General features: G+C 72.3%; 22 protein-coding genes, 1 tRNA gene and 1 pseudogene. 9 read left to right on the plus strand and 15 right to left on the minus strand.

Features of this window, described 5'->3' with window-relative positions; translation table 11 throughout:
- Positions 1 to 2: 2 nt before the first annotated feature.
- Positions 3 to 677 (minus strand): ATP-binding protein, encoded by a 675-nt coding sequence (locus tag IF00_RS42720; RefSeq protein ID WP_051820405.1) that lies wholly within the window; start codon positions 675 to 677, stop codon positions 3 to 5.
- Positions 678 to 711: 34 nt separating this feature from the next.
- Positions 712 to 1104: an STAS domain-containing protein gene (locus IF00_RS0118470; RefSeq protein WP_030319394.1), complete on the minus strand. Its 393-nt coding sequence runs from the start codon at positions 1102 to 1104 to the stop codon at positions 712 to 714.
- A gap of 251 nt (positions 1105 to 1355) precedes the next feature.
- Here IF00_RS0118470 and IF00_RS0118475 point away from each other — a divergent pair, with 251 nt between their 5' ends.
- Positions 1356 to 1952, plus strand: a complete 597-nt coding sequence (locus IF00_RS0118475; RefSeq protein WP_280922622.1) for a DUF6328 family protein — start codon at positions 1356 to 1358, stop codon at positions 1950 to 1952.
- A gap of 61 nt (positions 1953 to 2013) precedes the next feature.
- Complete coding sequence (locus tag IF00_RS0118480) at positions 2014 to 2343, plus strand: hypothetical protein (RefSeq protein WP_030319397.1); 330 nt, start codon at positions 2014 to 2016, stop codon at positions 2341 to 2343.
- Positions 2344 to 2388: 45 nt separating this feature from the next.
- On the opposite strand, the gene IF00_RS0118485 is transcribed toward IF00_RS0118480, so the two are convergent.
- Positions 2389 to 3807, minus strand: coding sequence for an amidase (locus IF00_RS0118485; RefSeq protein WP_030319399.1), 1419 nt, complete (start codon positions 3805 to 3807; stop codon positions 2389 to 2391).
- A gap of 478 nt (positions 3808 to 4285) precedes the next feature.
- Here IF00_RS0118485 and rox point away from each other — a divergent pair, with 478 nt between their 5' ends.
- The 4 genes from rox to IF00_RS0118505 all read left to right on the plus strand — a co-directional run bounded on the left by rox (position 4286) and on the right by IF00_RS0118505 (position 8301).
- Complete coding sequence (gene rox / locus IF00_RS0118490; RefSeq protein WP_030319401.1) at positions 4286 to 5713, plus strand: rifampin monooxygenase; 1428 nt, start codon at positions 4286 to 4288, stop codon at positions 5711 to 5713.
- A 93-nt stretch (positions 5714 to 5806) separates the two neighbouring features.
- A complete protein-coding gene (locus IF00_RS0118495; protein ID WP_030319403.1) occupies positions 5807 to 6502 on the plus strand; it encodes a 4'-phosphopantetheinyl transferase family protein in 696 nt (231 codons plus the stop codon).
- Between the two features lie 78 nt (positions 6503 to 6580).
- Entirely contained in the window at positions 6581 to 7252 is a 672-nt protein-coding gene (locus IF00_RS0118500) for a HEAT repeat domain-containing protein (RefSeq protein WP_030319405.1), read from the plus strand.
- Between the two features lie 44 nt (positions 7253 to 7296).
- Positions 7297 to 8301 carry a HEAT repeat domain-containing protein gene (locus IF00_RS0118505; RefSeq protein WP_030319407.1) on the plus strand — a complete coding sequence of 335 codons (1005 nt, stop codon included), beginning with the start codon at positions 7297 to 7299 and terminating at the stop codon, positions 8299 to 8301.
- Positions 8302 to 8353: 52 nt separating this feature from the next.
- Here IF00_RS0118505 and IF00_RS0118510 read toward each other — a convergent pair whose 3' ends face one another.
- Positions 8354 to 9190, minus strand: a complete 837-nt coding sequence (locus IF00_RS0118510) for an alpha/beta fold hydrolase (protein WP_030319412.1) — start codon at positions 9188 to 9190, stop codon at positions 8354 to 8356.
- A 178-nt stretch (positions 9191 to 9368) separates the two neighbouring features.
- Between IF00_RS0118510 and IF00_RS0118515 the strand changes: the two genes are divergently transcribed.
- Complete coding sequence (locus IF00_RS0118515) at positions 9369 to 10286, plus strand: DUF6891 domain-containing protein (protein ID WP_030319414.1); 918 nt, start codon at positions 9369 to 9371, stop codon at positions 10284 to 10286.
- Here the strand turns inward: IF00_RS0118515 and IF00_RS0118520 are convergent.
- Both IF00_RS0118520 and IF00_RS0118525 read right to left on the minus strand, forming a co-directional pair.
- Positions 10249 to 11913 (minus strand): TROVE domain-containing protein, encoded by a 1665-nt coding sequence (locus IF00_RS0118520; protein ID WP_106975834.1) that lies wholly within the window; start codon positions 11911 to 11913, stop codon positions 10249 to 10251. The two genes, IF00_RS0118515 and IF00_RS0118520, sit on opposite strands and share 38 nt — an antisense overlap.
- A gap of 337 nt (positions 11914 to 12250) precedes the next feature.
- Positions 12251 to 13507, minus strand: coding sequence for an erythromycin esterase family protein (locus IF00_RS0118525; protein WP_030319417.1), 1257 nt, complete (start codon positions 13505 to 13507; stop codon positions 12251 to 12253).
- Positions 13508 to 13565: 58 nt separating this feature from the next.
- Here IF00_RS0118525 and IF00_RS0118530 point away from each other — a divergent pair, with 58 nt between their 5' ends.
- Entirely contained in the window at positions 13566 to 14309 is a 744-nt protein-coding gene (locus IF00_RS0118530; protein WP_030319419.1) for a TioE family transcriptional regulator, read from the plus strand.
- A 75-nt stretch (positions 14310 to 14384) separates the two neighbouring features.
- On the opposite strand, the gene IF00_RS41370 is transcribed toward IF00_RS0118530, so the two are convergent.
- The 3 genes from IF00_RS41370 to IF00_RS0118545 all read right to left on the minus strand — a co-directional run bounded on the left by IF00_RS41370 (position 14385) and on the right by IF00_RS0118545 (position 15888).
- Positions 14385 to 14984: an HAD family hydrolase gene (locus IF00_RS41370; RefSeq protein ID WP_342451047.1), complete on the minus strand. Its 600-nt coding sequence runs from the start codon at positions 14982 to 14984 to the stop codon at positions 14385 to 14387.
- 80 nt (positions 14985 to 15064) lie between these two features.
- Positions 15065 to 15508, minus strand: coding sequence for a TOBE domain-containing protein (locus IF00_RS0118540; RefSeq protein WP_078944773.1), 444 nt, complete (start codon positions 15506 to 15508; stop codon positions 15065 to 15067).
- A gap of 295 nt (positions 15509 to 15803) precedes the next feature.
- A tRNA-Leu gene (locus IF00_RS0118545) sits at positions 15804 to 15888 on the minus strand.
- Positions 15889 to 16639: 751 nt separating this feature from the next.
- On the opposite strand from IF00_RS0118545, the gene IF00_RS0118550 reads away from it, so the two are divergent.
- Positions 16640 to 17311 carry a DUF2278 family protein gene (locus IF00_RS0118550; protein WP_030319422.1) on the plus strand — a complete coding sequence of 224 codons (672 nt, stop codon included), beginning with the start codon at positions 16640 to 16642 and terminating at the stop codon, positions 17309 to 17311.
- Positions 17312 to 17448: 137 nt separating this feature from the next.
- Here IF00_RS0118550 and IF00_RS0118555 read toward each other — a convergent pair whose 3' ends face one another.
- The 6 genes and pseudogenes from IF00_RS0118555 to IF00_RS0118575 all read right to left on the minus strand — a co-directional run bounded on the left by IF00_RS0118555 (position 17449) and on the right by IF00_RS0118575 (position 24542).
- Positions 17449 to 18945: a SulP family inorganic anion transporter gene (locus IF00_RS0118555; RefSeq protein WP_030319423.1), complete on the minus strand. Its 1497-nt coding sequence runs from the start codon at positions 18943 to 18945 to the stop codon at positions 17449 to 17451.
- Between the two features lie 512 nt (positions 18946 to 19457).
- A complete protein-coding gene (locus IF00_RS0118560; protein WP_030319425.1) occupies positions 19458 to 21194 on the minus strand; it encodes an acyl-CoA dehydrogenase family protein in 1737 nt (578 codons plus the stop codon).
- A gap of 66 nt (positions 21195 to 21260) precedes the next feature.
- On the minus strand, positions 21261 to 21881 hold the full coding sequence (locus IF00_RS0118565; RefSeq protein WP_030319426.1) for a PadR family transcriptional regulator: 621 nt from the start codon (positions 21879 to 21881) through the stop codon (positions 21261 to 21263).
- A gap of 95 nt (positions 21882 to 21976) precedes the next feature.
- On the minus strand, positions 21977 to 22321 hold the full coding sequence (zapE, locus tag IF00_RS47035) for an AFG1/ZapE family ATPase (protein ID WP_051820408.1): 345 nt from the start codon (positions 22319 to 22321) through the stop codon (positions 21977 to 21979).
- A 182-nt stretch (positions 22322 to 22503) separates the two neighbouring features.
- Positions 22504 to 22638: pseudogene (locus tag IF00_RS47830) on the minus strand (hypothetical protein); the annotation flags it as partial.
- Between the two features lie 77 nt (positions 22639 to 22715).
- On the minus strand, positions 22716 to 24542 hold the full coding sequence (locus IF00_RS0118575) for a glycoside hydrolase family 15 protein (protein WP_030319428.1): 1827 nt from the start codon (positions 24540 to 24542) through the stop codon (positions 22716 to 22718).
- Positions 24543 to 24768 lie beyond the last annotated feature (226 nt).

Raw genomic sequence — 24768 nt, forward strand, 5'->3', positions numbered from 1 at the left:
CGTCACGGGCCGTCGCCCGGGGCCTCCCCGCTTCGGGTTCCCGGCGGGTCACCCGGAACGGGCCGTGACGGTCCGCCCGGGCGCGACGCCGCCCGCGGTGCCCCCGGAGCAGGCGACGACGGCGTGGCGAGAGGCGGCGGTGGCTGCGAGCCGGCCGGCGGTCCGTTCGCCGGGACCGGGCTCGCCACCTCCACCCAGAAGGACTTGCCCGACTCCCCGGGGACGGCGCCCCACGCGCGCGCGAGCCGGTCGATCACGATCAGACCGTTGCCTCCCGGTTGCCCGGGCGCTCCCCGTGGCCGGAAGACCGGGATCCGGCTGCTCCGGTCACTCACCTCTATCCGCAGGTCCCCGGCCGGGCCGGTGGCCGCGTGGGACGGAGGGCCGCTCGCCGCACCGGCGCCCCGCGGCTCGGCGGGGGCGAGCCGGATGACCAGCTCCGTGGGGCCGCCGGCGTGCAGACAGGCGTTGGTCACGGCCTCCGAGACGACCAGGAGGACGTCCTCGATCGCGAGGTCCCGCTCCTCCTCGGTGAGCCCGGTGTCCTCCGGCGGGCCGGGCCAGTCCCAGTCGGTGAGCGCGACCCGGCAGAAGTCACGGCACCGTGCGACCACCGACTCCCCGCTCCGCAGGACGAGCCGCCTGATCTGGCCCCTGGACCGGACCGGTTCGCTCATACCCGCCTCCACCGTGCCCGGTGGCGTGTCGCGTTCACGGGTGCTCCCCCTCGGCCAGGTCGGCGGGCAGCTCGTCGTACACCGTGAAGACCGCCACGACGCCGGTGACGTCGAAGACCCGGTCGACGGGCGGGCGCAGCGCGGCCAGCTCCAGCCGACTGCCGGCCTCCCGTGCGTCCAGCCTCGCGGTCAGCAGCAGATTGAGTCCGGTCGAGTCGCAGAAGGTCAGCCGTCCGCAGTCCACGACGATCCGTTCGGGGCGCTGGTCCAGTACCTCGGTCAGCGTCGCGTGCAGGGGCTCCTGCGTGTCGCGGTCGAGCTCCCCGGCCACCGTGACGACGGCCGTGGCACCCGTCCACCGGACCGCGGCCGTCAGACGAGGGCCGATGAGCCCGGCATCACCCGTCCCTGTCGCATCCCTTGGCATCCGGCACTCCGGTTCCCGTCGGCGCACAATTCCGAGCTGAGGCCGACGATACGCCGACGGCTCCCGGCACCGCGAGCGGAAGTCCTCCGACCGCGTGGCGTACGCGCCGTGGTCGGCCGCACCCGCCCTCGACGGGTATTCGTGTGATGCGACGAAGAGCCGCGGCGCAAAGGCTGCGACCGCGCCGGCGGGGAAGACGCAGCGTACGGCCCCTGCCCCGCGCGGGCCCCTCGAACCGGATGGTGAGACGGATGACTGACCGCGAGACCGGGCTGGGACGCGACCGGCGGTGGGAGGGACGGGCGGGCGCGCACGGAGACGGGGACACCGCGCGAGAAGGCGGGGAGACCTCCCGCCGAGACGGGGCCACCGTGCGCGGGCGCGACGAGACCGCGGACGAGCGCGCCGACCGCCAGTGGCAGGACCTCATGCAGGAGATACGGGTGGTCCAGACCGGTGTCCAGATCCTCCTCGGCTTCCTCCTGACGGTCGTCTTCACTCCCCGGTACGAGAGCCTCAGCTCCGCCGACAAGGCGATCTACATCCTGACGGTGGTCCTCGGCTCGCTGGCCACCGGCGCTCTGATCGGCCCGGTCTCCTTCCACCGCCTCGTGGCGGGCCGGCGGATCAAACCCCAGGCGGTCGCGTGGGCGTCCCGGCTGACCTTCATCGGGATCCTGCTCCTGCTCGCCACCCTCACGACCGCGCTCGTCCTCATCCTCCGCGTGGCCACCGACAACGCGATCGTTCCGTGGCTCGTGGCCGGGGTCCTGGCCTGGTACCTGCTGTGCTGGTTCGCCCTGCCGCTGTGGGCCCGCGGCCGGCACACCGCGAAGAGGCGGGAGTGAGCGGAGAGACGGCGGGTAACCGCACGGGAGAACCGCTCAGCGCATGAGGAAGGAGCACGTCATGCCTCGCGGATCCAGCCCGAAGCGGGAACGGCAGTACGAGCACATCAAGAAGAGCGCGGAGCAGCGCGGCGAGAGCGAGAAGCGCGCCGAGGAGATCGCCGCCCGCACCGTGAACAAAGAGCGGGCACGGCACGGCGAGTCCAGGACGTCGAGCCGCCTGTCCCTGGAGGACATGTCGTCCGGCGAGCGCGGCGGCCGGCGCTCCCACAGCGGTGCCCAGGGGCGCACGTACGACCAGCTCTACGAAGAGGCCAAGCGCCGGAACATCGACGGCCGTTCGAAGATGAACAAGGCGCAGCTGCAACGCGCTCTCGGAGGCGGCGGCTGATCAGGCGTCCTCCCGGTCGCCGCCATCCTCCGGGGCGCCCGCCGGTCAGGCGTCCTGGATGCGCCGGAACGGGCGGTCCGCCTCCAGGGTGTAGGCGACGTCGAGCAGCGTCCGTTCGCTGCCGGGGCGGCCCGAGAACATGACCCCGATGGGCAGTCCTTCCTCCGTCGCACTGGGGGCGGGAACCGAGATCGACGGCGTGCCGACGACGTTGTTGACCGGCGTGAAGGCGACGTACGCGAGGATCCGCTCGACCAGCGTCGCGTACGGCACGGTCGGGCTGAGGTGACCGATCCTCGGCGTGGTGTGCGCGAGGACGGGGGTGAGGACGAGGTCGAGTCCGCGGAACGCCGCCGCGTACGCCTCCCGCGTCCGCTTCAGCCTCCGCAGTACGCCCGGGGTGCGCCGCCAGCTCTTCAGGTATTCCTCGCGCAGCCCCCGGCTGAGGCCGTCCATACGGTGCCGGTCGAAGTCCGCACCGAGGGTCCGGCCCGTGACGCCGAGGAGGAACGACAGCATGCCCCAGTACGTGAGGAAGTCGTCGGTGAAGCGGGGGTCGAGGCGCAGCTCGACCGGCTCCACGGTGTGGCCGAGCCGTTCGAGCGTCGCGACGGTGTCCATGACGGCGGTCCGGGTCGCCGTGTCGGCGGGGACACCGTTCGGCGAGTCGACCAGGAACCCGATGCGCAGGCGCCGTTCGGAGGGTCCCTCGACCAGGCCGACGGGCGGCAGCTTCGGGTTGCGCCAGTGGGTCTCGGCGGCGGCGAGGAACGCGGCGGTGTCCCGTACGGAACGGCTCACGATGCCGTCGGAGACGATGTCCAGGGGCAGTTGGCGGCTCTGGGCGTTTGTCACGACCCGGCCGCGGGTCGGCTTGAGACCCACGAGTCCGCAGCAGGCGGCGGGGATGCGGATCGATCCGCCGCCGTCGTTGGCATGGGCGATCGGCACCGCCCCGGCGGCGACGAGCGCCGCACTGCCGCCGGACGAACCGCCTGCCGAGTAACCGGTGTTCCAGGGGTTGCGGACCGGTTCGGCAGCCTCGTACTCCGTGGCGGGGCTGAATCCGAACTCGGGCAGCCTGGTCTTGCCGAGGACCGTGACGCCGCTGCTCAGGAGCTGCCGGGCGAAGGGCGCGTGGCGCCGGGCGACACGCGGGGTGAAGGCCGTGCTGCCGTGACCGGTGGGCAGGCCGAGGTAGTCGGTGTTGTCCTTGACGAAGGTCGGCACCCCCGCGAAGGCACCCTGGCCCGGCCCGGGGGCGTGGGAGGGGGCGTCGATGTGGACCTGGACGGCGTGGAGCCGGTCCTCGACGTCCCGTACCCGCTCGGCCGCGTCCCGTGCGGCCTCGGCGGCGCCGACCTCGCCCCGCCGAATCGCCGCGGCGAGCCCGACGGCGTCGTGCTCGCCCAGTGCGTCGTCCCGGAAGGCGTGCACCGTGGCCTGTTCCTCGAAAGTCGTCACCGCTACCTCAGCCCCCGGCCGTGTGGATGGTTGGCGGCCAGCATGCCCTACCAACCAGTAACACGCGAGTGGTCGTGCGATCAGGAGTCGATCAAGGGGGTCCGTCGGCCTCCCCCGTTCGACGTACAGCCGAGCGGCTGAGGACGCGCGCGCGGAGATCGCGCCGAGCGCCACTCGACGGTCGCCTTCGGCGCCCTCCTGGAGCCGCGCGAACCGCTGCCCGCCTGACGACGGGGCACGACTCGGGCCACGGAGGAGAAAAAGAGAAAGGCAAGGAGCTGAAACATCTCCTCGCCACTCTCAATGTATAGCGCACAGGGGGCCTTGCGGCAAGGCCCCCGCCGTGGTGCAGAATCTCCAGCCGTAACCAGTGACCTGCGGAAATCGACTCGTTCGCATGATCGACGCGCTCGCGGGGCGCAGGGATCCCACGACCGGCGGCCGGCTGGATGCAACCTAGGGAAACGGGGCGGTTCTCATGTATGACGTGATCGTTGTGGGCAGCGGTCCGACCGGCTTGATGCTGGCCGGCGAGCTGCGGCTGCACGGCGTCCACGTGCTCGTGCTGGACAAGGAGGCGGAGCCGACCCGGCAGTCGCGCGCCCAGGGTCTGCACGTACGCAGCATCGAGGTGATGGCCCAGCGCGGTCTGCTCGAACGGTTCCTCGGCCTCGGGCAGCAGATCGCGGTCGGCGGCTTCTTCGCGGGGCTCGCCAAGGCGTGGCCCGAGCGGCTCGACACGGCCCACTCGTACGTACTCGCCATTCCGCAGCAGGTCACCGAGCGGCTGCTGACCGAGCACGCGACCGAGGTCGGCACCGAGATCCGCCGCGGCTGCGAAGTGGTCGGCCTGAGCCAGGACGAGGACGGCGTGACCGTCGAACTGGCCGACGGCGAGGAGCTCCGCGCGCGGTACGTCGTCGGCTGCGACGGCGGCCGCAGCGCGGTGCGCAAGCTGCTCGGCGTCGCGTTCCCCGGCGAGCCCTCCCGGGTGGAGACGCTGCTGGGCGAGATGGAGCTGACCGTCGCGCAGGAGGAGCTGACCGCGGTGATGACCGAGGTCCGCAAGACCCAACTGCGCTTCGGCGCGATGCCCTTGGGGGACGGGGTGTTCCGGGTCATCGTGCCGGCCGAGGGCGTGGCCGAGGACCGCTCGACCGCGCCGACGCTCGACGAGTTCAAGGAACAGCTGCGGGCGATCGCCGGTACGGACTTCGGCGCGCACTCGCCGCGTTGGCTGTCCCGCTTCGGCGACGCGACCCGGCAGGCCGAGCGGTACCGGGTCGACCGGGTGTTCCTCGCGGGCGACGCGGCGCACATCCACCCGCCGACCGGCGGCCAGGGGCTCAACCTCGGTATCCAGGACGCGTTCAACCTGGGCTGGAAACTGGCCGCCGCGGTCGCCGGCTGGGCGCCCGAGGGGCTTCTCGACAGCTACCACGCCGAGCGGCACCCGGTGGCCACGGACGTCCTGGACAACACCCGCGCGCAGATCCAGCTGATGTCGACCGAGCCGGGCGCGCAGGCGGTACGCCGACTGCTCGCGGAACTCGTGGAGTTCGACGACGTCAACCGGTACCTCATCGAGAAGATCACGGCCATCTCGGTGCGCTACGACTTCGGCGAGGGCGACGAACGGCTGGGCAGGCGGATGCGTGACCTGGAGCTGAAGCAGGGTCGCCTCTACGAGCGGATGCACGAGGGGCGCGGACTGCTCCTCGACCAGACCGGCCGGCTCTCGGTCGAAGGCTGGGCGGACCGGGTCGACCATGTCGTCGAGGTCTGCGAGGAACTGGACGTGCCCGCCGTCCTGTTGCGGCCGGACGGCCACGTCGCCTGGATCGGCGAGGACCAGCGGGAGCTGCTCGCACACCTGCCGACATGGTTCGGCGCGGCCACCGGCTGATCCCGTGATGCGGTGGCGATTCGGCGCCCGGCTCACCCCCGGGCCGGGCCGGGCGGCCGAACTCCCTCCCCCACAGCGGTGCAGAATGGTGGCATGACCATGGAGATCAGCCCCGTACGGGTGTTGCGCGCAGGCGACACGCCGGAGTCGGCCTCGCTGCCCGTCGCCGACGGAACAGCGGCGCTCTGGCTTCTGCCCATGGCGGAGGACCCCGGCGCGCCCGCCCTTCTGGACGCCGAGGAACGCCGTCGGTGGCAGGCCTTGATACGGGCGGATCACCGGGCGCGGTACCTCGCCGCGCACGGGGGGCTTCGTCGTCTCCTCGGGCGCTACCTCGGGATACGGGCCGACGAGGTGGTGTTCGTCAGGGAGGACTGCCCGGTCTGCGGAGGACCGCACGGCCGGCCGGCCGTGCGGGACGCCGGCTTCCACTTCTCGCTCTCCCACAGCGGGGACCTGGCGCTGGTCGCCGTCGCGGCGACGCCCGTGGGCGTGGACGTCGAGGCGCACCCGGAGGCCGAGGCCTCGGCCCTCGTGGCGGACAGCCTGCACCCGCGGGAGCGGGAGGAGTTCGCACGGCTGCCCGAGGAGACGCGGCCGGCCGCGTTCGCGCAGTGCTGGGCACGCAAGGAGGCGTACCTCAAGGGCACGGGAGAAGGGCTGGCCGGGGGCCTCGACCGTACGTACATGGGCATGGGCGCCGAGCCGGCCGCCGTACCGGGCTGGTCGCTCGCCGACGTACGGGTCGCGCCGTCGTACGCGGCGGCGGTGGCGGTCGCGCGGCAGTAGGGCGACCACCGGCGTGGCGTCGCGCTTGACCTTGACACGATGACAAGGTCTTGACTGCCGGGCAAGGAGGTGGTCCCGATGACCATGGCGACCCACGACAAGGACACGACGCGCGCTCTCCTGCGCCTGGAGCACGGAAGCTCGTCGGTGCGGCTGCGGGCGGCGCTCGCGATCGGTACGGCCCCGGATCCCCGGTTCGTCGACAAGCTCGTCGAGCGGTGCGCGACCGAGCCCGACTTCTCTGTGCGCGAGATGCTCACGTGGGCACTCACCCGGCACGCGCCGTCCCTCACGCTCCCCGGGCTCCTCGGCGAGGTCCGCTCGGAGCGGGCGCAGGCCCGGAGTCAGGCGCTGCACACGCTGTCGAAGATCGGTGACCGGCGGGCATGGCCGGCGATCACGCGGGAGCTGCTGTCCGACGCCGACGACGAGGTGGCGCGGAGCGCGTGGCGGGCGGCGGTCGTGCTCGTGCCCGAGGAGGAGCGGGCCGAGCTGGCGGAGGTGCTGGCGACGCAACTCGGGCGTGGCGGGCGGGAGACGCGGTTGAGCCTCAGCAGGGCGCTGATCGCCCTCGGTGAGGTGATCCTGCCGACGCTCGGCGCCGCGACGGCGAAGGGCGCCCCGGCCGCGCGACAGCACGCGCTCGCCACGGAACGACTGCTGCGCGACCCGGATGCCGGATTCGAGTTCGCGATCGAGGAGGCGAAGCGCGTCGTAGCCCTCGGAACGCCCAGCCAGGAGGAACGGTGACGCATGCTGATCGGTGAGACGGCTCGACGGTCCGTGGCCGGCGCATGCTGATCGGCGAGGTGGCGCGACGGTCCGGGGTCAGCGCCCGCATGCTCCGGCATTACGAGTCGCTGGGCCTGGTGCGGCCGACGGGCCGTACCGGGTCCGGCTACCGGGAGTACTCCGGCGAGGACATCCGGCGGATCTTCCACATCGAGAGCCTGCGGTCCCTGGGGCTGTCGCTGCGTGACGTGGGGAGCGCGCTGGATGATCCCGGCTTCGCGCCGACGGAGCTCGTCGAGGAGCTCATCCGAGGGACACGGGAACGCATCGCGACCGAGACGGCGCTGCTCACCCGACTCCGTCGGATCGGTGCCGCGGAACCCTCGGGCTGGGAGGAGGTCCTCCAGATCGTGGCACTCCTGCACGCGTTGGGGTCGGAGAGCGCGGGCAAGCGGCAGCGCGCGGCGCTGTCGTCGGTCGAAGAGGTCCCCGTACCGGTGGAGGCGCTGGTCGAGGCGGCCTTGAGCGAGACGGACCCGATCGTGGCCGGGGCCCTGCGATGGGCCCTGGCGCAGTCGGACGACGGCGGCTCGATCGCCCTCCTTGCGGAGGGCCTCGGCTCGCCCGTGGCCGAGGTACGGGAACGTGCCGTGCAGGCCGTCGCCGAGATCACGAGCGACGAGGCGACGGGACTTCTGCGCGAGTCGCTCGCGACCGGCGACACCGCGGTCCGGAGGCACGCGGCGCTCGCGCTGGGGGCGCGCGGAGTCACCGAGGCGATCCCGACGCTCGTCGCGATGGTCGTGGAGGAGACGAACGACGTGGACGCGGCGGACGCGCTGAGCGCGCTGGCGCGTCGCCCCGAGTGGGCGGACCGGATCGCCACCGACCTCGTCGCCCGCCTGGCGCACGACACGGCCGGTCCGGCGGCGCGCCGCCGGCTGACGCAGGCGCTGGCGGACATCCCGGGGGACACGGCGTCACATGCCCTGGAGACGCTGTCGCACGACGAGGACCGTGCGGTGGCACTGACGGCGGCCTACGTCCTGACGCTGCGCGGTCGGTGATCCCGCGGTCGCCGCCCGTGGGTCGTGCTCGTGGCCGGTGGAAGGATCACCGTCAGGTCCCGCCCTCGTCCGGCTCGAGCGGTGATCGACGGGGCGCTTCCCGGGCGTGCGCGCGGCAGAAGGCGCGAACCGCGGCCGTGAACTCCTCCGGTGCCTCCAGGTTGCTCATGTGGCCCACCGCGGGGATCACCACGAGCTCGGCATGCGGAAGGGCGTCCCGGAAGGCGTGGGCGACGTCCAGGGGGGAGCGGGCGTCCCGCTCACCCCACAGCAGCAGGGTCGGCACCGTGATCCGGGGCAACAGGTCCGTCTCGTCGGCCTCGGCCATCAGAGAGAGCTGAACGGCCATGCTCTCCGGCCGGACGTCGCGGCTCATGGCGTCCAGCATCACCGCGAAGCGCTCCGGCGGGCCGGCGGCGTAGAGCCCGGGCAGCGTGGGGTCGAACCGCTCCCGAGGCACCGCGAGCATCCGCCGTGCCCCCTCGACCCGCGCCGTGACCTCCTCCGGCGGCAGCGAGCCCTTCCAGCCGGCGTAGGTGTCCACCATCAGCAGCGACCGCACCAGGTCCGGCCGCCACCGGTACAGCTCCAGGACCACCGTCCCGCCCCAGGACAGCCCCGCGACCTGCGCGGCCCCGAGCCCCACGTCCTCGATCACGGCGGCGAGGGCGCGCGCGAAGTCCTGGAGCCCGAACCCCGCCGGCAGCGCGCCGGACCGCCCCGCCCCCGGCTCGTCCCAGGCCACCACCGTGAACTCGTCCGCCAGCGCTTCGACTTGCGGCTGCCACATCCGCCCGTCGGCCCCGGCCCCGTGAGCGAGGACCACGACCGGCCCCTGCCCCTTCCGCGTATAGGCGACGTCGACGCCACCGACCCGCACCACTGCCATGTCCTCAGGCTAGGGGGTGTCTCGTGGATGGTGAGACTCCGCCACGTTCCGCACGGCATCGCCCGGCACGCGGGACGGGACGGATCGGATCGGGGCGCCCGGGTCCGGGGATCGGGATCCGGGGATCGGGAACCAGGTCCGGGGATCGGCTGTCAGACGCGTGTGCCAGAGTCTGTGCATGCTCGAGATCGTGGTGAAGACGGAGAACCGGGAGCGGCACGTTCGTGTGTCCGCCGAGGAGCTGGCCGGGCTCGTCCGGCGCATCGGCGGTGAAGGAGACCGGTTCCTGGTGGTCCAGCGGATACCGGACCTGCCCGACGTCTTCGCACAGGTCTGGCACGAGACGGGTGGTGACTACACGCTGGAGCACCGGGACGGTGCTGCCACCCGCCACTTCCAAGTGATGACCGACGGTCCCGAGGCCGTGATCGCGGCGATGGCCGGCTGGGCGCGCCGGGAGCCCGGCTGGGACACCGGGCTCGACTGGTCGCTTCTGGACATGGGCCCGGCCCGCGAGGTGCCGCCGCTGGACCTCCAGGGGCGGGAGGGCGAGGAACTGGAGCAGCGCGTCCGGGAGGTGCTGACGGGCGGCTACGCCTCCCGCGCCGAACTGACGGAGATCGCGGAGGAGTACCTGGTCACCGAGGGCCGCCGGCCCGTCTCACGCGAGCAGGCCGAGGCGCTGGTCGACCGGATGTGGCTGGAGCGGGTCGAGGAGCAGTCGGGCTGGCAGGGCGAGACGGATCCTGAGCGCCTCACCCGCGCGTTCGAGGCCCTGCGGGAGGCCGGCATCACGGCCCGGGAGAACTTCGCCTGCTGCCGTACCTGTGGCGAGTCGGACATCGGCGGCGCCGGCGACCCCGACGCCCGCGGCTTCGTCTACTTCCACACCCAGTGCACGGACTCCGCCGCCGCGGGCCAGGGACTGATGCTCCTGTACGGCGGCTTCGACGGCTCGTCCGAGACGACGACGGCCATCGGGCACGAGGTCGTGGCCGCCCTCGAAGCGACCGGCCTCCCCACCGAGTGGGACCGTACCCCCGGCCGAGCCATCACCGTCACCCCTCTGGACTGGCGCCGCCGCCTGGTCGGCTAGGTGAACTGCCCCGAAGCGTCCCCGCCTGGTCGGGTGCCGTCCAGGGCCATCTCGCCTGCCGGCCCGATTCGATGAGGGGGATCATCCGGAAGGCCGCGTCCGTCAGGCCGCCGAAGGTGTGGTGGTGGGGGCCCGACGGGGCGTGGGCGGGGTGGTAGCCCGCCAGGTTCCAGGTGTAGACCGGGATCTCCGGTGGGACCGGTTCGGTGGGGCCTCCGGAGTGGTACGGGGCGGCCTGTTCGTCGGTGACGATCACTACGCGGTCGTGGTCCCGGTAGCGGTCCCGCAGAGCCTTCGTCGTGTGGGTGCCACCGAGGCGGTGGAAGCGCTCCTGCACGTCGAGCACCGGTTCCCCCGGGGTGAACGGGACTTCCTTGGTGGACCAGCCGAACTCCACCAGGTCCGCCTGTTCGGCCCGCAGGGCCAGCGCACAGCCGAACACGGCCGCCGCGGCCGCCCGGGTCAGTGTGGAGCGTTCCGAGACGGTGTCCCAGAACATGGAGTCCGACCGGTCCACCAGGATCAGCGTCCGGCCGGGCAGCGCCGGTACGTGGGCGAGGGAGTGGCCCAGTGCCTGTTCCAGCGCGGCCGCCCAGCGCCGCTTCGGCGCGTTGTCGCGCGCGGCCAGATAGCGCATGGGGAACTGCCGGGACCTGGCGACCTCGTCGACGTCCGAGATCCTGGCCGCGACCCTGTCCGCGGCTTCGGCCGAGATGTGCGCGGCGTCGAAGTTCCGCAGGTTCCGCAGCAGGGCCATCGGACCCATCACGGGGATCACGGCCTCCCACGCCGCGGCGTCCAGTGGCCCGTGGAGCCAGCCGGCCAGGGCCTCCCACGTCAGGCCGGCCGCGGCCAGGCGCTCGCTGCCGTCCGGCCCGGTCACCAGGGCCCGCCGCTCGGCCACGGGCAGTTCCATGAGGACCCGGTGCGCCGTCAGCACGGTGTCGGCGGCCGGCGGAAGCGCAGTCTCCGGGTGGTGACGTCGGTCCAGGGCGTACCGGAAGAGCGCGCCCTGCCACGGCTTGTCCGGGTCGGGGGAAGCGTGCACCAGGTTGAGCACGTCACCGAAGCGGAACCCGTGGGACGCGGTGTCGTACTTCAGCAGGGACCGCGACGAGTACAGCCTGCGTACGGCGTCGGCGATGCCCCGCTTCACGGGTTGCGGCACGTTCCGCCCGTACACCGAGGTCCAGTGGGCGAGCAGCTCCCCGGGCTCGTCGGCCCGCTGAAGCACCGCGTCGATCACCGAACGGTTGGACGGGCCGTCGGACGCCCCCGCGTCGAGCCTGGCCCGCACGTACGCGGCGGCGCCCACCAGGGACGCCGTCCGCATGTTGCCCTCGCCGCGCAGCCAGCGCAGCAGACCTGCCGTCCAATCGGGGTCCTCGACAGCGAGCCGGCGGACGAGCCGGACGTACCGTTCGTCGCGCTCCGTGCCGCTCTCGTAGAAGGTGCGCTGCGAGACGAAGTTGCCGACGGCCAGCAGGAAGAGCTCGTCACGGGGTTCCCGGACGAAGGCCGGTCCGCCCTCGTACGTGCGGAACTGCTGCGGGGTGGGCACCTGGTGGATCCGCGACTGCTGAGGCATCGCGCGGGCGGCCGCCGAGACGTGCGGGGCCACGAGCATCTCGGACCAGACTTTCGAGACGCGTCGGGTGTGACGAGGCAGTGAAATCCCCCGGGATCCGATGGAAAGGAACGGACGGCCCCGGGAGAGTCCACCGGGGCCGAGGCGGCCGCGCCCACCGAGATCGAAGGTGGCGGCGGCGTCACTTGGTTTCGGAAGAAGTAGCCGCAGCCGAGCGCATCGGAGGCGCGGTCGCGGGACCACCGTATGCGGGCAGCCCCGCCGCGCACCATCGAATTGAACGCCGATCGGACCGCCTCGCGCCTCCGGGGCCTCGGGGCGGCGGAGAGCCGCCCCAGACCTTCTGTACGTCGTTCACGCAGCTCTCTCGACGCCTTCACGCAGGCCTCTCGACGTCCTTCACGAAGACGATGCCGTCGACGTCGGCCAGGTGCGCCGGGTCGAACGGCGCGTATCCGAACCAGGGGGACACCCGCGGCGCGGGCGGGGAGTCACCGAAGGCGGCGGCCAGACCGCGGGGGTCGACGACCGAGCACCCCTCCGGGCCGGCGTAGAGGAGTCCTTCGACGGTGTCCTGCGGCGGGGTGTCGACTCCCCGGTGCCGGATCGTGCCCAGTGCCGTCGCCAGGAAGGCGTACTCCTGGCCCAGTTGGGCGCTCACGATCGCGCCGGCGCTCCACCACTCGACCGGCAGGCCGCCCATCCGCATCGAGCTCCTGTTCCGCTGCAGGTGGCCGTTGTGGGCGTGGACGAGGACCGGGGCCCGGTCGACCCGGGCTGTGGAACCGACAGCAGCGGCGGCACCGTCGACACCCGCGAGTGCCAGGAGGTTGTCGGCCATCATCCGGTCCCGCAGGCTCACCAGCCGCGTCATGCGGTGCCGCGAGAAGTCGGCCGTCCAGTAGTGGTACTGGAGCAGGCCGGTGGCGGTGCGGGCGTACAGGCGCGCCCGGTCCCAGTCGTCCCGCGAGCTCGTCGCGATCGGGGGTGGCCCCTGCGCGTCGAGGAGCGCCACCAGGTCGTCGGCGAGCAGGCGCAGCTCCGTGGCGTCGGCCGACTGCCCCGCGGATCGGGACGGGTCCCTCATCGCGGCGGGATTCGTCCACCGCTCGTCGGGGCCGAGCAGGCGGTCGAGCGTCTCCGCGGCGCAGGTGGCGTCGAGGACGCTCTTGTCCACTCGGGTGGAGAGGTAGCCGTGGAGTGCGGTGAGGGCCTCCCGGGGGCTCTCGGCGCCGGTGATCTCCAGCGGCCCGTCGAAGCCCGCGAAGCGGACCCGGTCGTCCGCCGGGCGGCCGTCGTTGAAGGCGCGCATCCAGCGGACGAGCTCGCGGTTGGCGGCCGACGCGCCCCAACCGTGGCTGAATCCCTTCTCCATGACCTCGTCGAGGGTGCCAACCCCCGTGGTGACGTAGGCGTCCACGAGCAGACCCCTCATGCAGTCGCTCTCGATCGTGACCGTCCGACAGCCCTCCTGCTCGACCAGCTGCCGGAACAGTTCGTTGCGCACGGCGAGCAGCGCGTCCTCGCCGTGCGTGGGTTCGCCCAGGGTCAGCAGCCTCGGCCTGCGTCGGAGCAGACCCATGACAGCGGCTGCCTCGACGGCATGGGTGACGTCCTTGATGTCGGTAGCCATGCCTTCAACGGTATCGTTGAAGGCACAGTTGAGACTTTTACGCGATTTCGGCGGGCGCATGGCAAGAAACCTTCAAAGCAGCGGACAGCTTCGGCCTGTCGACCTGGCGCGCGAGCACGGTCTGTCCACGCAGGCGGTCCGGAACTACGAGGAGGCCGGTGCCCTTCCGGCCGCCGCCCGCACGCCGTCCGGATACCGCAGCTACACCTCACTGCACGCGACCGCGCTCCGCGCCTTCCTCGCCCTGCTGCCCGGCCACGGCCACCGGACCGCGACGGCGATCATGCGGGCGGTCAACGAGGGCGCGGCCGAGGAGGCGTTCCGTCTCGTCGACGAGAGCCACGCCCTGCTCCTCGACGACCGCCGGACCCTCCGGGCCGTGGAGAACGCTCTGCGCGACCTGGAGCCCACCACCCCCACGACCGAGCCCGGTGGCACGCGCGTCGCGCCCGGCGCCACGTTCATCGGGCCCCTCGCGGAGATGCTCGGCGTCCGTCCCGCGACGCTGCGCGCCTGGGAACGCGCCGGCCTGGTGCGCCCGCGTCGCGATCCGCTCACCGGGTATCGCGTCTACGACGAGGCCGACGTCCGGGACGCCCGCCTTGTCCACCAACTCAGGCGTGGCGGCTATCTGCTGGAGCAGATCGCCCCGCTGATCACCCAGGTGCGGGCGGCCGGCGGCCTCGGTCCGCTGGAGGCCGCGCTCGGCGACTGGCGCGACCGGCTGTCCACGCGCGGCAGGGCGATGCTGGCCGGGGCCGCCGCGCTGGAGGCGTACCTGTGCGAGCGTGAGCGCGGCTGAGACCCGGCGGCCGACCGCGGAGATCATCGTGCACACGGGCCGTGGGCCACGGGTCCACTCACGTGCCGGGTGTCCTCATCCCTCCCCCGCGCCCAGGCCCTCGCCGCCACCCGCCACACAGCGGCGCAGCCCCGCGACCGACACCTCCTCCAGGCTCTCCGCGAAGATCCGCCCCGGTCGTGCCGGCACAGGCAGCATGGACGGGACGACGAGGACCGTGCAGCCCGCCGCGTCGGCCGAGGCCGCCCCGTCCGGGGAGTCCTCGACGGCCACGCACGCCGCGTCCGGTACGCCGAACCGGCGGGCGGCCGCGCGGTACGGGTCGGGGTGCGGCTTCGTCCGAGCGGTGTCGTCGGCCGAGAGGGTGAAAGCGAAGGAGACGTGCGCGAGCGCGCCCCCGATCACCGAGTCCACCACCGACCGCGGCGAGGCGCTCACGAGGGCGAACGGCACGCCCTCCGAAGCGAGTTCGGCCAGGAGGCGGCCCGCGCCGGGGCGCAGCGGCGCCCCCCGGTCGACCCGTTCCTGGAAGGCGGCGGTGAGTGCCGTCGCCACACCCTCCTCGTCCGGGGTTCCCGTCACGCGTACGAGGTGGGCGGCGGTGTCCTCGACGGCGCGCCCGACGACCTCGGGGGCGTCCGCGTCCGCCAGCCGGTGGCCGATCCGTGCGGCGATCTCCTCCGTGGCCTCCTACCGGAGGACCTCGGTGTCGACCAGGGTGCCGTCCATGTCGAAGAGGAAGGCGGCGAGTTCGGTCACCGCTCGGCCCTCGGCGCGACGAGCGCGGGGTGCGGGGCGAGACCGAGGGTGACACGCGCGCCGGGGGTGAGCGCGGTCGCCTCCCGGGAGGAGAGATCCGCCTTGACGCGCGTACCGGCGTGGTCGAGGTGGACGCGGGTGACGGAGCCGAGGAAGGAGGTGGAGACGACGGTCGTCTCGCCGTCGGCGGCCCCGGTCACGGTGACGTTCTCGGGGCGGACCAGGACGTCGACCTCGCGGAGCTTCGGGTCCTCGCCGTCGACGGGCAGGCGGGTGCCCGCCACCTCGACCTCGCCGGAGTCCATGAGGACGCCAGGAAGCCGGTTCATGGTGCCGACGAACTCGGCGACGAAGGGGGTCGCCGGGCGGCGGTAGAGCTCGGCCGGGGCGGCGCACTGCTCCAGCCTTCCGGCGTTGAGGACGGCGACGCGGTCCGCCATGGACAGCGCCTCCTCCTGGTCGTGGATGACGAAGACCGTGGTGATGCCGAGGGAGAGCTGGAGGCGGCGGATCTCCTCCCGCAGGCTGCGGACGGCCGCCCGATCGAATGGACCGAGGACCGCTGCCGCGCGGGCAGCGTGACCTTCAACGTGAGCAACTCGGTGGGGACGGCGCCGTTGGTGAGAGACCCCGGCTCGCTGCTGATGTGCCCCGGTGCGGGCTCCGCGCCCGGAAACGACGAAGTGGTGGCCGAGATCGCTCTCGACCACCACTTCGCACGACGAGTCGTCGTCGTGTCCGAGGGGGGACTTGAACCCCCACGCCCGATAAAGGGCACTAGCACCTCAAGCTAGCGCGTCTGCCATTCCGCCACCCGGACAAGGTGCGCGTCGCGGTGAGTGATGATCACTCGCGGCGACAAGATGAATATATCAGGGCTCTGACCTGCGCTTCACCTCCGTTTTCCGTGACCGCCTCGGGAGCAGGGACGCCCCGCGACTACCGTTCCTCCACGGAACGGACAGACGTCCTCAGGAACCGCGCCGCGCATGGAGCCGGCACGCCCCCGGAGCGGCTCACCGACCTGGCCGCCGCGCTCGCGCCGTCCGCTCCGTACGCGCAGTCCGCGCAACCCCCTTCACCCCACGACCGTCCGGCCGCCTCGGGTTCCGCCGCCGTGTTCAACGGGCTGATACGCAATCGCGGTTTCGGCGTCGCCGAGCTGCCGTTCCTGGGCCTGTCCCGCAGCGCCCTGCGCGCCATGGTGTCGGACTGGGAGGCGAGCCCTACCGGCGATTCCAGCTCTGCGCCGTGGCCGGCCCGCTCGGATGGACGCTGCCCGAACTGTTCGCCGTCGTGGACGAGCCGCGCCGGGGAACTGCGCCCGGTGGTGCTCTGCCGCCATGTCGGGCGAGTCCTCGAAGCGGCCGTCCCACTGACCACGGCCCGGCTCGCCGAGGCCGCCGAAGAGGCGGGCCGGCTGAGCGTGCGGGAGAACCAGGGGGTGTGGCAGCCCGTCTCCCAGGGCTCGTCGCCGAGTGCCCCGACTTCCTCTGACGACCGGAACGACCCTCGACACATACCGCAATGGACGGCATACGAAGCGTCACCGCCGGTGATTCACTGGCGCCATGCCATTCAAGAACTACGGCGTGCTCGTGGGGACGCTCGACGACCACTTCCGGGACGATCCGGACGACCAGGGGCGCTGGTTCCACGTCAATCTGAAGGTGGACGCGCCCGCCGGGCAGTACCACTGCGCCATCGACGTCGACAGCCACAAGTCCAACGTGGGGGTGCAGTGGAAGACCTTCACGCTCGAAGCCTCCGCTGTCGGGCCGGCCGCCGCCCTCTCCCCCGGCTACCTCGACCTCGCGCCCACCCCCGACTCCGGCGCCCTGGACCATCTGCGCCATCCGGAACTGCTGGACCGCACCGGGGTCCTGTTCGAGCGCCGTCCCCCGTCCTGGCTCCAGGACCTCCTCGACCTGCTGGGCTCGCGACCGTGGCAGGCGGGCTCCAACGAAGACGCCGCCGACGCGCTGGAGCCGATGCTCGTGCCGGGGCGGCGCACGCTCGTCTTCGGCGAACCGTTCGTCGACGACGCCGAGGGAGACCTCGGCATGCACAACATCCATCAGAACCAGGGGGACCCGTTCGGCTCCCAGTGGTGGCCGGAGAACGGCATCTGGCAGGACGGCGCAACGCTCACCCAGCGCCCGGACGGCCGGTACGACGTCTTCCTGAACAAGTTCTCCAGCCAGGCGTCGCGGACGGACAGCGCGGGGCATCCGGTCGCATGACAAGGGCCGCCGCCGGCTGACGCGGCCGGCCGGGGATCGCCCTCGCCGTCCCGGTGCTCCGGCTGCCCGGCTCCTTCGTCCCGGCGGGGACGAACGGCGGTACCGCGGGTGGGCCGCGGCCCCGGCCCACCCGGCCCTCAGCTGCCCGTGAGCTCTCCGCTGAGCCTGCCGTGCAGCGCCGCGCTCGGATCGTTCAGACCGGTGATCTCCACGGTCTTGCCGCGCTGTGCGTACTTCGTCTCGATCGCGTCGAGGACGGCGACGGACGAGGCGTCCCAGACATGGGCCGCCGAGAGGTCGATGACGACCCGGTCGGGGTCCGTGGCGTACGCGAACCGGCCCACGAGTTCGTTGGCCGACGCGAAGAACAGCGCGCCCGTCACCCGGTAGACCACGGTCGTGCCGTCGGGATCGGTCCGGGCGGTCACCTCGGCGTGGTGGGCCACCCGCCTCGCGAAGATCACCATGGCCGTGACCGAGCCGGCGACCACCCCGACGGCAAGGTTGTGCGTGGCGACCACACACACCACGGTGATCACCATGACGGCGATCTCCCCGACGGGCATGCGCCTGAGGGTCGCCGGGGCGATCGAGTGCCAGTCGAAGGTCGCGAAACACACCATCACCATGACCGCCACCAGGGCGGCCATGGGGATGTCGGAGACGACCGGCCCGAAGACGATGCAGAGCACCATCAGGAAGGCACCCGCGAGGAAGGTGGACAGCCGGGTCCTGGCCCCGGACACCTTCACGTTGATCATCGTCTGGCCGATCATGGCGCAGCCGCCCATGCCGCCGAAGAAGCCGGTGACGATGTTGGCGATGCCCTGGCCGATGGACTCGCGGGTCTTGTCGGATCGGGTGTCGGTGATGTCGTCGACGAGCTTGGCGGTCATCAGTGATTCCATCAGGCCGACGAGCGCCATGGCGAAGGCGTACGGCGCGATCGTCGTCAGCGTGTCCGGGGTGAACGGCACGTCCGGCAGACCGGGCGTCGGCAGCGAGGAAGGCAGCTCACCCTTGTCCCCGACGGTGGGTACGGCGATCCCGGCGGCGACGGTCACGGCCGTGAGGATCACGATGGACACCAGGGGCGCGGGGACGACCGCCGTGATCTTCGGGAGGAACACCAGGAGGAACAGGCCGGCCGCGAGGAGCGGATAGACGGCCCAGGGGACGTTCCGCAGCTCGGACACCTGGGTCATGAAGATCAGGACGGCCAGCGCGTTCACGAACCCGACCATCACCGAGCGCGGGATGAACCGCATCAGCTTCGCCACCCCGAGGGCGCCCATGATCACCTGGATGACGCCGGCCAGGATGACGGCGGCGATGAGGTACCCGAGCCCGTGCTCACGGTTCAGCGGTGCGATGACGAGCGCGACGGCGCCGGTCGCGGCCGAGATCATCGCCCGGCGTCCGCCGACGATCGCGATGGTGACGGCCATGGTGAACGACGCGAAGAGGCCGATCGCGGGGTCGACCCCGGCGATGATCGAGAAGGAGATCGCCTCGGGGATCAGCGCGAGGGCGACGACCAGACCGGCCAGCACCTCGGTGCGCCAGACCTTGGCATCGGTCAGCCAGTCGGGACGCAGACGCGCGAGGGAGGCACGGGCGGGTGAAGAGGACAAAGGAGGGGGAACCTGTCACGCGGGGGCACGCCTCGGCGGCGGACGGGACCGGGGCATGTGCGGATCTGCGCCGGGGGCGACGTCGGCCCCGGCATGACGACGGCGGGACCGCGGTCTGCCGCCCTCGCCGTCGGCCATGCTACCGGGGCAGGTCAGGGGCCCGGCTGCTCACCAGGGGCACCGCAGGCCAGGGCGGGTCGCCCGCTCGGTTCCCGCGTGCGGGGCCGGCTCGGACGCCAGGCCGGGTGGCCCGCACAGGGCCCGCATCCACGGCCGGCTCGGACGCCAAGGCCGGGTCGCCCGCGCGGGGCCCGCATGCACGGCCGGCTCGGACGCCAGGCCGGGCCGCCCGCCCGGGGCCCGCATCCACGGCCGGCTCGGACGCCAAGGCCGGGTCGCCCGCACGGGGCCGTGCGTGCCCGGGCCGGGCTCGCGCCACACGGGCCTCGCACCCGCCCGCGTGTACGGGACAGGGCCGGGGCGAGCTCGTCCCGGCCCCGTTCGACGGGACCTTACGGCGCCATCTCGTACGTGCCGGACAGCGCCTCGACACGCTGCCAGACCCGGCCCGAGCGGGCCTCGTCGACGACCGGGCGCCGGACGGCCCCCAGGGCCCACGCCTGCTGCTGCTCGGTGGCGGAGTCCTTGCCGTGCAGCTCGATCGCGTGGGCGGAGAAGTCCCGTACGAGCACGGCGAACAGCTCGTCGAGGACGTCCTCGTCGAGGTCCGTCAGACGGGCCTGCTCCAGGACCAGCTGGCCGTGGACGACGAGCGCGAAGAGCTGGCCGACGGCGAGGAGGAGGTCGAGGTCGCGGCTCTGCTCCTCGTCCGGCGCGGCGGTGCGCACGAACTCACAGAGGGCATCGGCCTGCTCGCGGAACCGGGCGACGTTCGGTACTCCGGCGTACGTGTCGTACGCCGGGCGCCAGTCGTGGAAGCGGACGGATCCCAGGCCGCGGGCCGGTCCCTGCCGGAAGAGGAAGGTGTCGTCGGCCGCGTCCAGCCGGGTCGGTACGGGCTCGTAGTCGGCCGGCGCGAGGAGGTGGTTGCGCATGAACTTCAGGATCAGCGCCAGGTTGACGTGGACCGTGCCCTCCAGCTTCGGCAGGCCGCGGATCTCGACGGCCGCCTGGGCGAAGTAGTTGTCCTTCTCGAAGCCCTTGGCGGCGATGACGTCCCACATCAGGTCGATGACCTTCTCGCCCTCCGTGGTCACCTTCATCTTCGTCATCGGGTTGAAGAGAAGGTAGCGGCGGTCGTCGGGACCGGCGGAGCGGAAGTAGTCGACGGCGCGGTCGCTGAACAGCTTCATGCCGACGAGACGGACGTACGCGTCGGCCAGCTCGCGCCGCACGTGCGGGAAGGCGGTGACGGGGCGGCCGTAGAGGATGCGGTTCTGGGCGTGGGTGACGGCCTCGTACATCGCGTGCTCGCAGATGCCGATCGAGGCGGTGCACAGGTTGAACTTGCCGACGTTGACGGTGTTGAGGGCGGCGTCGAAGGCGGCGCGGCCGGTGTGCAGGACGTCCTCGGCGGCGACCGGGTAGTCCTCCAGCCGGAACTCGCTGACGAACTTCGAGGAGTCGACGACGTTCTTGACGAGGTGGTACGCCGGGTGGCGGCTGTCGGCGGCGAAGAAGACATAGCCGTCGGGGCCCTCGACATCGGTGCGTCGGCCGAAGACGGAGACGAGTCCGGCGGCGTTGCCGTTGCCGATGTAGTACTTGGAACCGGTGGCGCGGAAGCCGCCGTCGGCCCCGGGCTCCAGGAGCATGTCGGTGGAGTAGATGTCGGCGCCGTGCGTCTTCTCGGAGAGACCGAACGCGAACACCTCCCCCTGGGCCAGGAGTTCGGCGGCGCGGGCGCGGGCGGCGGCGTTGTCGCTCTGCCAGACCGGGCCGAGACCGAGGATGGTGACCTGCCAGGCGTACCAGTAGTCGAGTCCGTAGAAGCCGAGGATCTCGTTGAGGGCGGCGATACGGGCGGTGTCCCAGCGCTTGTCCTGCTCGCCCTCGGAGGCGTCGGTCCCGGCCTCGGCGGACGGCGTCAGGAAGGTCTCGAACAGGCCCTCCTTGGCGGAGAAGGCCAGGAAGTCGCCCAGCCAGGCCCGCGTGCGGTAGTCCTCGATCAGCCGGCGCTTGCCGCGCGCCTCGAACCAGTCGACGGTGGCGCGGAGCAGCCGCCGGGTCTCGGGGTCGAAGTGCGCCGGGTCGTAGGTGTGCGGGTTGAACAGCAGCGAGTCGGCCATGGGCTCCGTCTTTCGGTCCGGTGGGGTGCGGTGGAGTGCGGTGGTCGGGGCGGTTCGGGTCGCGTCTCAGCGCGCGGCGGCGAGCCGGTGGAGGGTGGCGAGGACGTCGTCGAGCCATGCGAGCGTCATCCGCTCGTACGCGATGCCACCGCGCAGTACGACGTGCTGGAGCTCCCGGCCGGCGTCGAGCGGGCCGGAGGGGGCGGGCGACTCCTCGCCCGGTCCTGATCCCGCAGCCGGCCCCTGCGCCTGTCCCGGTCCCTGACCGGGTCCCGGGAAGTCGCGTTCCTCGCCGGCGAGGTAGTGGGCGAGGCGCTCGTTGTGCGCGCGCCGGTGCCGCTCGACCTCGTGGATCAGTGCGGCCGGGTCGTCGAAGGCCGCGCCCCGGATCTTCACGGCGAGGTCGTGCCGGATGCTCTCGGGCTCGATGGGTTCGTGGATCCAGCTGGACAGCACGGCCTGGCCCAGATCCGCGACGGTGTACTCCTTCTTGTCCGGACGGCCTTGCTGCGGCACGTCCCGGACGTCGACCCAGCCGTCGCTCTCCATCCGCTTGAGCACGCGGTAGATCTGCTGATGGCTGGCGGTCCAGAAGTACCCGATGGACCGCTCGAAGCGCCGGGCCAGCTCATAGCCGGATCCGGGCTTCTCGAGGAGGGAGACAAGAATCGCGTGTTCGATCGCCACACCCGGAATCCTTCTATGCAACTCGTTGCATAGGCAAGCGCGACCGCCCGGGTGAGACGCGGCTCACCCGGGCGGCGCGGAGACCCGGGCGAGGCCTACCGGGCCCCGTCCTCACGGCGGAGCATCGCCAGTCGGCTCGCCGTACGGTCCAGGTCGCGCAGGAGGCCCGAGTCCTGCGGCAGCCCGGCCAGCGGGTCGGCGCCGATCAGGAACAGGCGTGTGCCGCGGTCGCAGCAGACGTCCGCGAGGTCGGCGAAGCGCTGGCGTCCGTCCGGCGTGCACGAGGCCGGCGGGGGCACACCCTCCAGGACCAGGGTGCCGAAACGCTCGGCGAGCGCCAGGTAGTCGGGCAGCGCGGTGGCGCCCTCGCACAGCACGTCGAAGCCGAACCACACGAGGTCGGCGCGGGCGGCCCTGGCGGGCAGCTCGCGGTGGTGCACGGGCACGAGGACGGCCTCACCCGGCTGCGGCGCCTCCAGCCCCGGCTCGCCCCGCAGGGCATCGCCCCCTCCGCGAGGCAGGCCCCCTTCGCGAACCTCCGCGAGCCGTGAGCCGGCGCCGGGACACGCCGGAAGTCGGCCGGGCCGGACACGTCGAGGACGTCCATCCGTTCCCGGATCCGCTGGATCGTGGGCTCGAAGAGGTGGTGGTGGAGCGGGTCGGGCATCAGGCCGGCGGGCGGGTAGTTGGAGGGCTCCTGCGCCGGGGAGAGGGTGAAACCCCGCTGATCGGCGGCCTGTCGGAGATGGCGTCGCATCGCCTCGCGCTGCTCGCGCAGGGTGTGGTTCACGTGCGGCGACGCCAGCAGCGGGCCCGCAGGCGCCGCCGTCGGGCTCACGTGCGGTCGGCGGCCCTGTCGAGTTCCTCGTCGAGGGCCATCGCGGCGGTGATGAGGGCGAGGTGGGTGAACGCCTGTGGGAAGTTGCCGAGTTGTTCGCCGGTGCGGCCGATCTCCTCGGCGAAGAGGCCGACATGGTTGGCGTACGTGAGCATCTTGTCCATCGCGAAGCGGGCCTGGTCGAGTCGCCCGGCCCGGGCGAGGGCCTCCACGTAGAGGAAGCTGCAGAGCGAGAAGGTGCCTTCGGAGCCGCGCAGTCCGTCGGGGGACGCCTCGGGGTTGTAGCGGTAGACGAGGCTGTCGGTGACGAGTTCGCGGTCCATGGCGTCGAGCGTGGAGAGCCACGAGGGCGCCTTCGGCGAGATGAAGCCGACGAGCGGCATGAGCAGCAGGGACGCGTCGAGCACCTCGCTGTCGTAGTGCTGGACGAAGGCCTTGAGCTCCGGATTCCAGCCGCGTTCCATGACCTGGACCAGGATCGCGTCGCGCTGCGCGGTCCACCGCGGGAGGTCGGCGGGGCGCGCGTACTCGTTGGCGAGCCGGATGCCGCGGTCCAGGGCCACCCAGCACATCATCCGGCTGTACGTGAAGTCCTTGCGTCCGCCCCGTGTCTCCCAGATGCCCTCGTCGGGGCGGTCCCAGTTGTCGCAGAGCCAGTCGAGGAGCGCGGCGAACCCCTTCCACCCCTCGTAGCCGGCGAGTTCGGCCAGATCCTGTGAGTGGGTCATCGCGTAGGCGAACTCTCCGTAGATGTCGAGCTGGAGCTGGCCGGCGGCTCCGTTCCCGGCCCGTACGGGGTAGGAGTCGCGGTAGCCGGACAGGTGCGGCAGGACCTCCTCGGACAGGTGGGGGTCGCCGTCGACCCGGTACATGATCTGCATCGGCTCGCCGCCGGACGGGCGCGCGGCGTGGCCGCGGCCGCCGAGCCAGCGGCGGAAGGCGTCCGCCTCCTCGATGTACCCGAGGTCGAGCAGGACCCGCACCGAGAACGACGCGTCACGGATCCAGGTGTAGCGGTAGTCCCAGTTCCGCTCGCCGCCGATCTGCTCGGGGAGCCCCATGGTGGCCGCGGCGATCGGGGCGCCGGACGGGGCGTAGATGAGCAGCTTGAGCGTGATGGCCGAGCGGTTGACCATGCTCTGCCAGCGGCCCCGGTAGCGGCACCGGCGCATCCATCCGTGCCAGAAGACACGGGTCTCCTCCAGGGCCGTCTGCACGGCCTCCTCGGTGAGGGATTCGGGGGCGGTGGCTCCCGGGGCGGAGGTCTCCAGCACGATCCCGGCCGTCTGGCCGTGCCGGAGGGTGACGGTGGCGCGCACGTCCTGCCCGTCGGCCTCCAGGGGGACGCTGCTCCGCAGGTGGACGTCGAGGCCGGGGCCGTGGAAGGTGGCGGCGGCGTCGTCGAGCGCGAGGTTGTGCGGCGCGCGCCCGTAGTCGAAACGCGGCCGGCACGTGACGTCGAAGGTGAGGGTGCCGCGCACGACCCGCAGGGCCCGGACGAGGCGGTGCCGGTCGGTGGGTACGTCCGGGCGGTCGCTCACCGGCATGAAGTCGACCACCTCGCCCACCCCCTCCGGGGTGAGGAACCGGGTGATCAGGACGGCCGTGTCGGGCAGGTAGAGCTGGCGGACGGTGACGTCGTCGTGCGCGGGGGCGATGGTGAAGTGGCCCCCGCGCTCCTGGTCGAGCAGTGAGGCGAAGATGCTCGGGGAGTCGAACCGGGGCGCGCAGAACCAGTCGACGGCGCCGTCGGCGGAGATCAGGGCGGCGCTCTGCAGGTCGCCGATCAGACCGTGGTTGGCGATCGGGGGGTACTCGGGCACGAGCGACCTCGATTTCTCCCGCGGCTCCGGGCCTTCGGCGCCACTCCTCAGCGCCGCCTCGGTGCCCCTCCTCGGTCCACGGAACCGGCCGCCGGTCGCCTCGGCAACGCGGAGGGACCGACCGGGCGAACTCCGCCATGTCTCCGCAGGCCTCTGTGCGCACTCCCTTCCCCGCTGTCCGACCGGTCGGTATGTTGCCGGTGATGTCGCTCGCGCTGCCGACCGT

The sequence above is a fragment of the Streptomyces flavochromogenes genome, from assembly GCF_000717595.1.
Classification (GTDB): Bacteria; Actinomycetota; Actinomycetes; order Streptomycetales; family Streptomycetaceae; genus Streptomyces; species Streptomyces flavochromogenes.

Coding starts and splice junctions, on each gene's coding strand:
- IF00_RS0118560 (WP_030319425.1), bottom strand. CDS start 21,194: ATGGCCGACTCGCTGCTGTTCAACCCGCACACCTACGACCCGGCGCAC.
- IF00_RS0118540 (WP_078944773.1), bottom strand. CDS start 15,508: ATGGCGGACCGCGTCGCCGTCCTCAACGCCGGAAGGCTGGAGCAGTGC.
- rox (WP_030319401.1), top strand. CDS start 4,286: ATGTATGACGTGATCGTTGTGGGCAGCGGTCCGACCGGCTTGATGCTG.
- IF00_RS0118470 (WP_030319394.1), bottom strand. CDS start 1,104: ATGCCAAGGGATGCGACAGGGACGGGTGATGCCGGGCTCATCGGCCCT.
- IF00_RS0118505 (WP_030319407.1), top strand. CDS start 7,297: ATGCTGATCGGCGAGGTGGCGCGACGGTCCGGGGTCAGCGCCCGCATG.
- IF00_RS42720 (WP_051820405.1), bottom strand. CDS start 677: ATGAGCGAACCGGTCCGGTCCAGGGGCCAGATCAGGCGGCTCGTCCTG.
- IF00_RS0118510 (WP_030319412.1), bottom strand. CDS start 9,190: ATGGCAGTGGTGCGGGTCGGTGGCGTCGACGTCGCCTATACGCGGAAG.
- IF00_RS0118520 (WP_106975834.1), bottom strand. CDS start 11,913: ATGCTCGTGGCCCCGCACGTCTCGGCGGCCGCCCGCGCGATGCCTCAG.
- IF00_RS0118515 (WP_030319414.1), top strand. CDS start 9,369: ATGCTCGAGATCGTGGTGAAGACGGAGAACCGGGAGCGGCACGTTCGT.
- IF00_RS0118475 (WP_280922622.1), top strand. CDS start 1,356: ATGACTGACCGCGAGACCGGGCTGGGACGCGACCGGCGGTGGGAGGGA.
- IF00_RS0118495 (WP_030319403.1), top strand. CDS start 5,807: ATGACCATGGAGATCAGCCCCGTACGGGTGTTGCGCGCAGGCGACACG.
- IF00_RS0118480 (WP_030319397.1), top strand. CDS start 2,014: ATGCCTCGCGGATCCAGCCCGAAGCGGGAACGGCAGTACGAGCACATC.
- IF00_RS0118500 (WP_030319405.1), top strand. CDS start 6,581: ATGACCATGGCGACCCACGACAAGGACACGACGCGCGCTCTCCTGCGC.
- IF00_RS0118530 (WP_030319419.1), top strand. CDS start 13,566: ATGGCAAGAAACCTTCAAAGCAGCGGACAGCTTCGGCCTGTCGACCTG.
- IF00_RS0118550 (WP_030319422.1), top strand. CDS start 16,640: ATGCCATTCAAGAACTACGGCGTGCTCGTGGGGACGCTCGACGACCAC.
- IF00_RS0118525 (WP_030319417.1), bottom strand. CDS start 13,507: ATGGCTACCGACATCAAGGACGTCACCCATGCCGTCGAGGCAGCCGCT.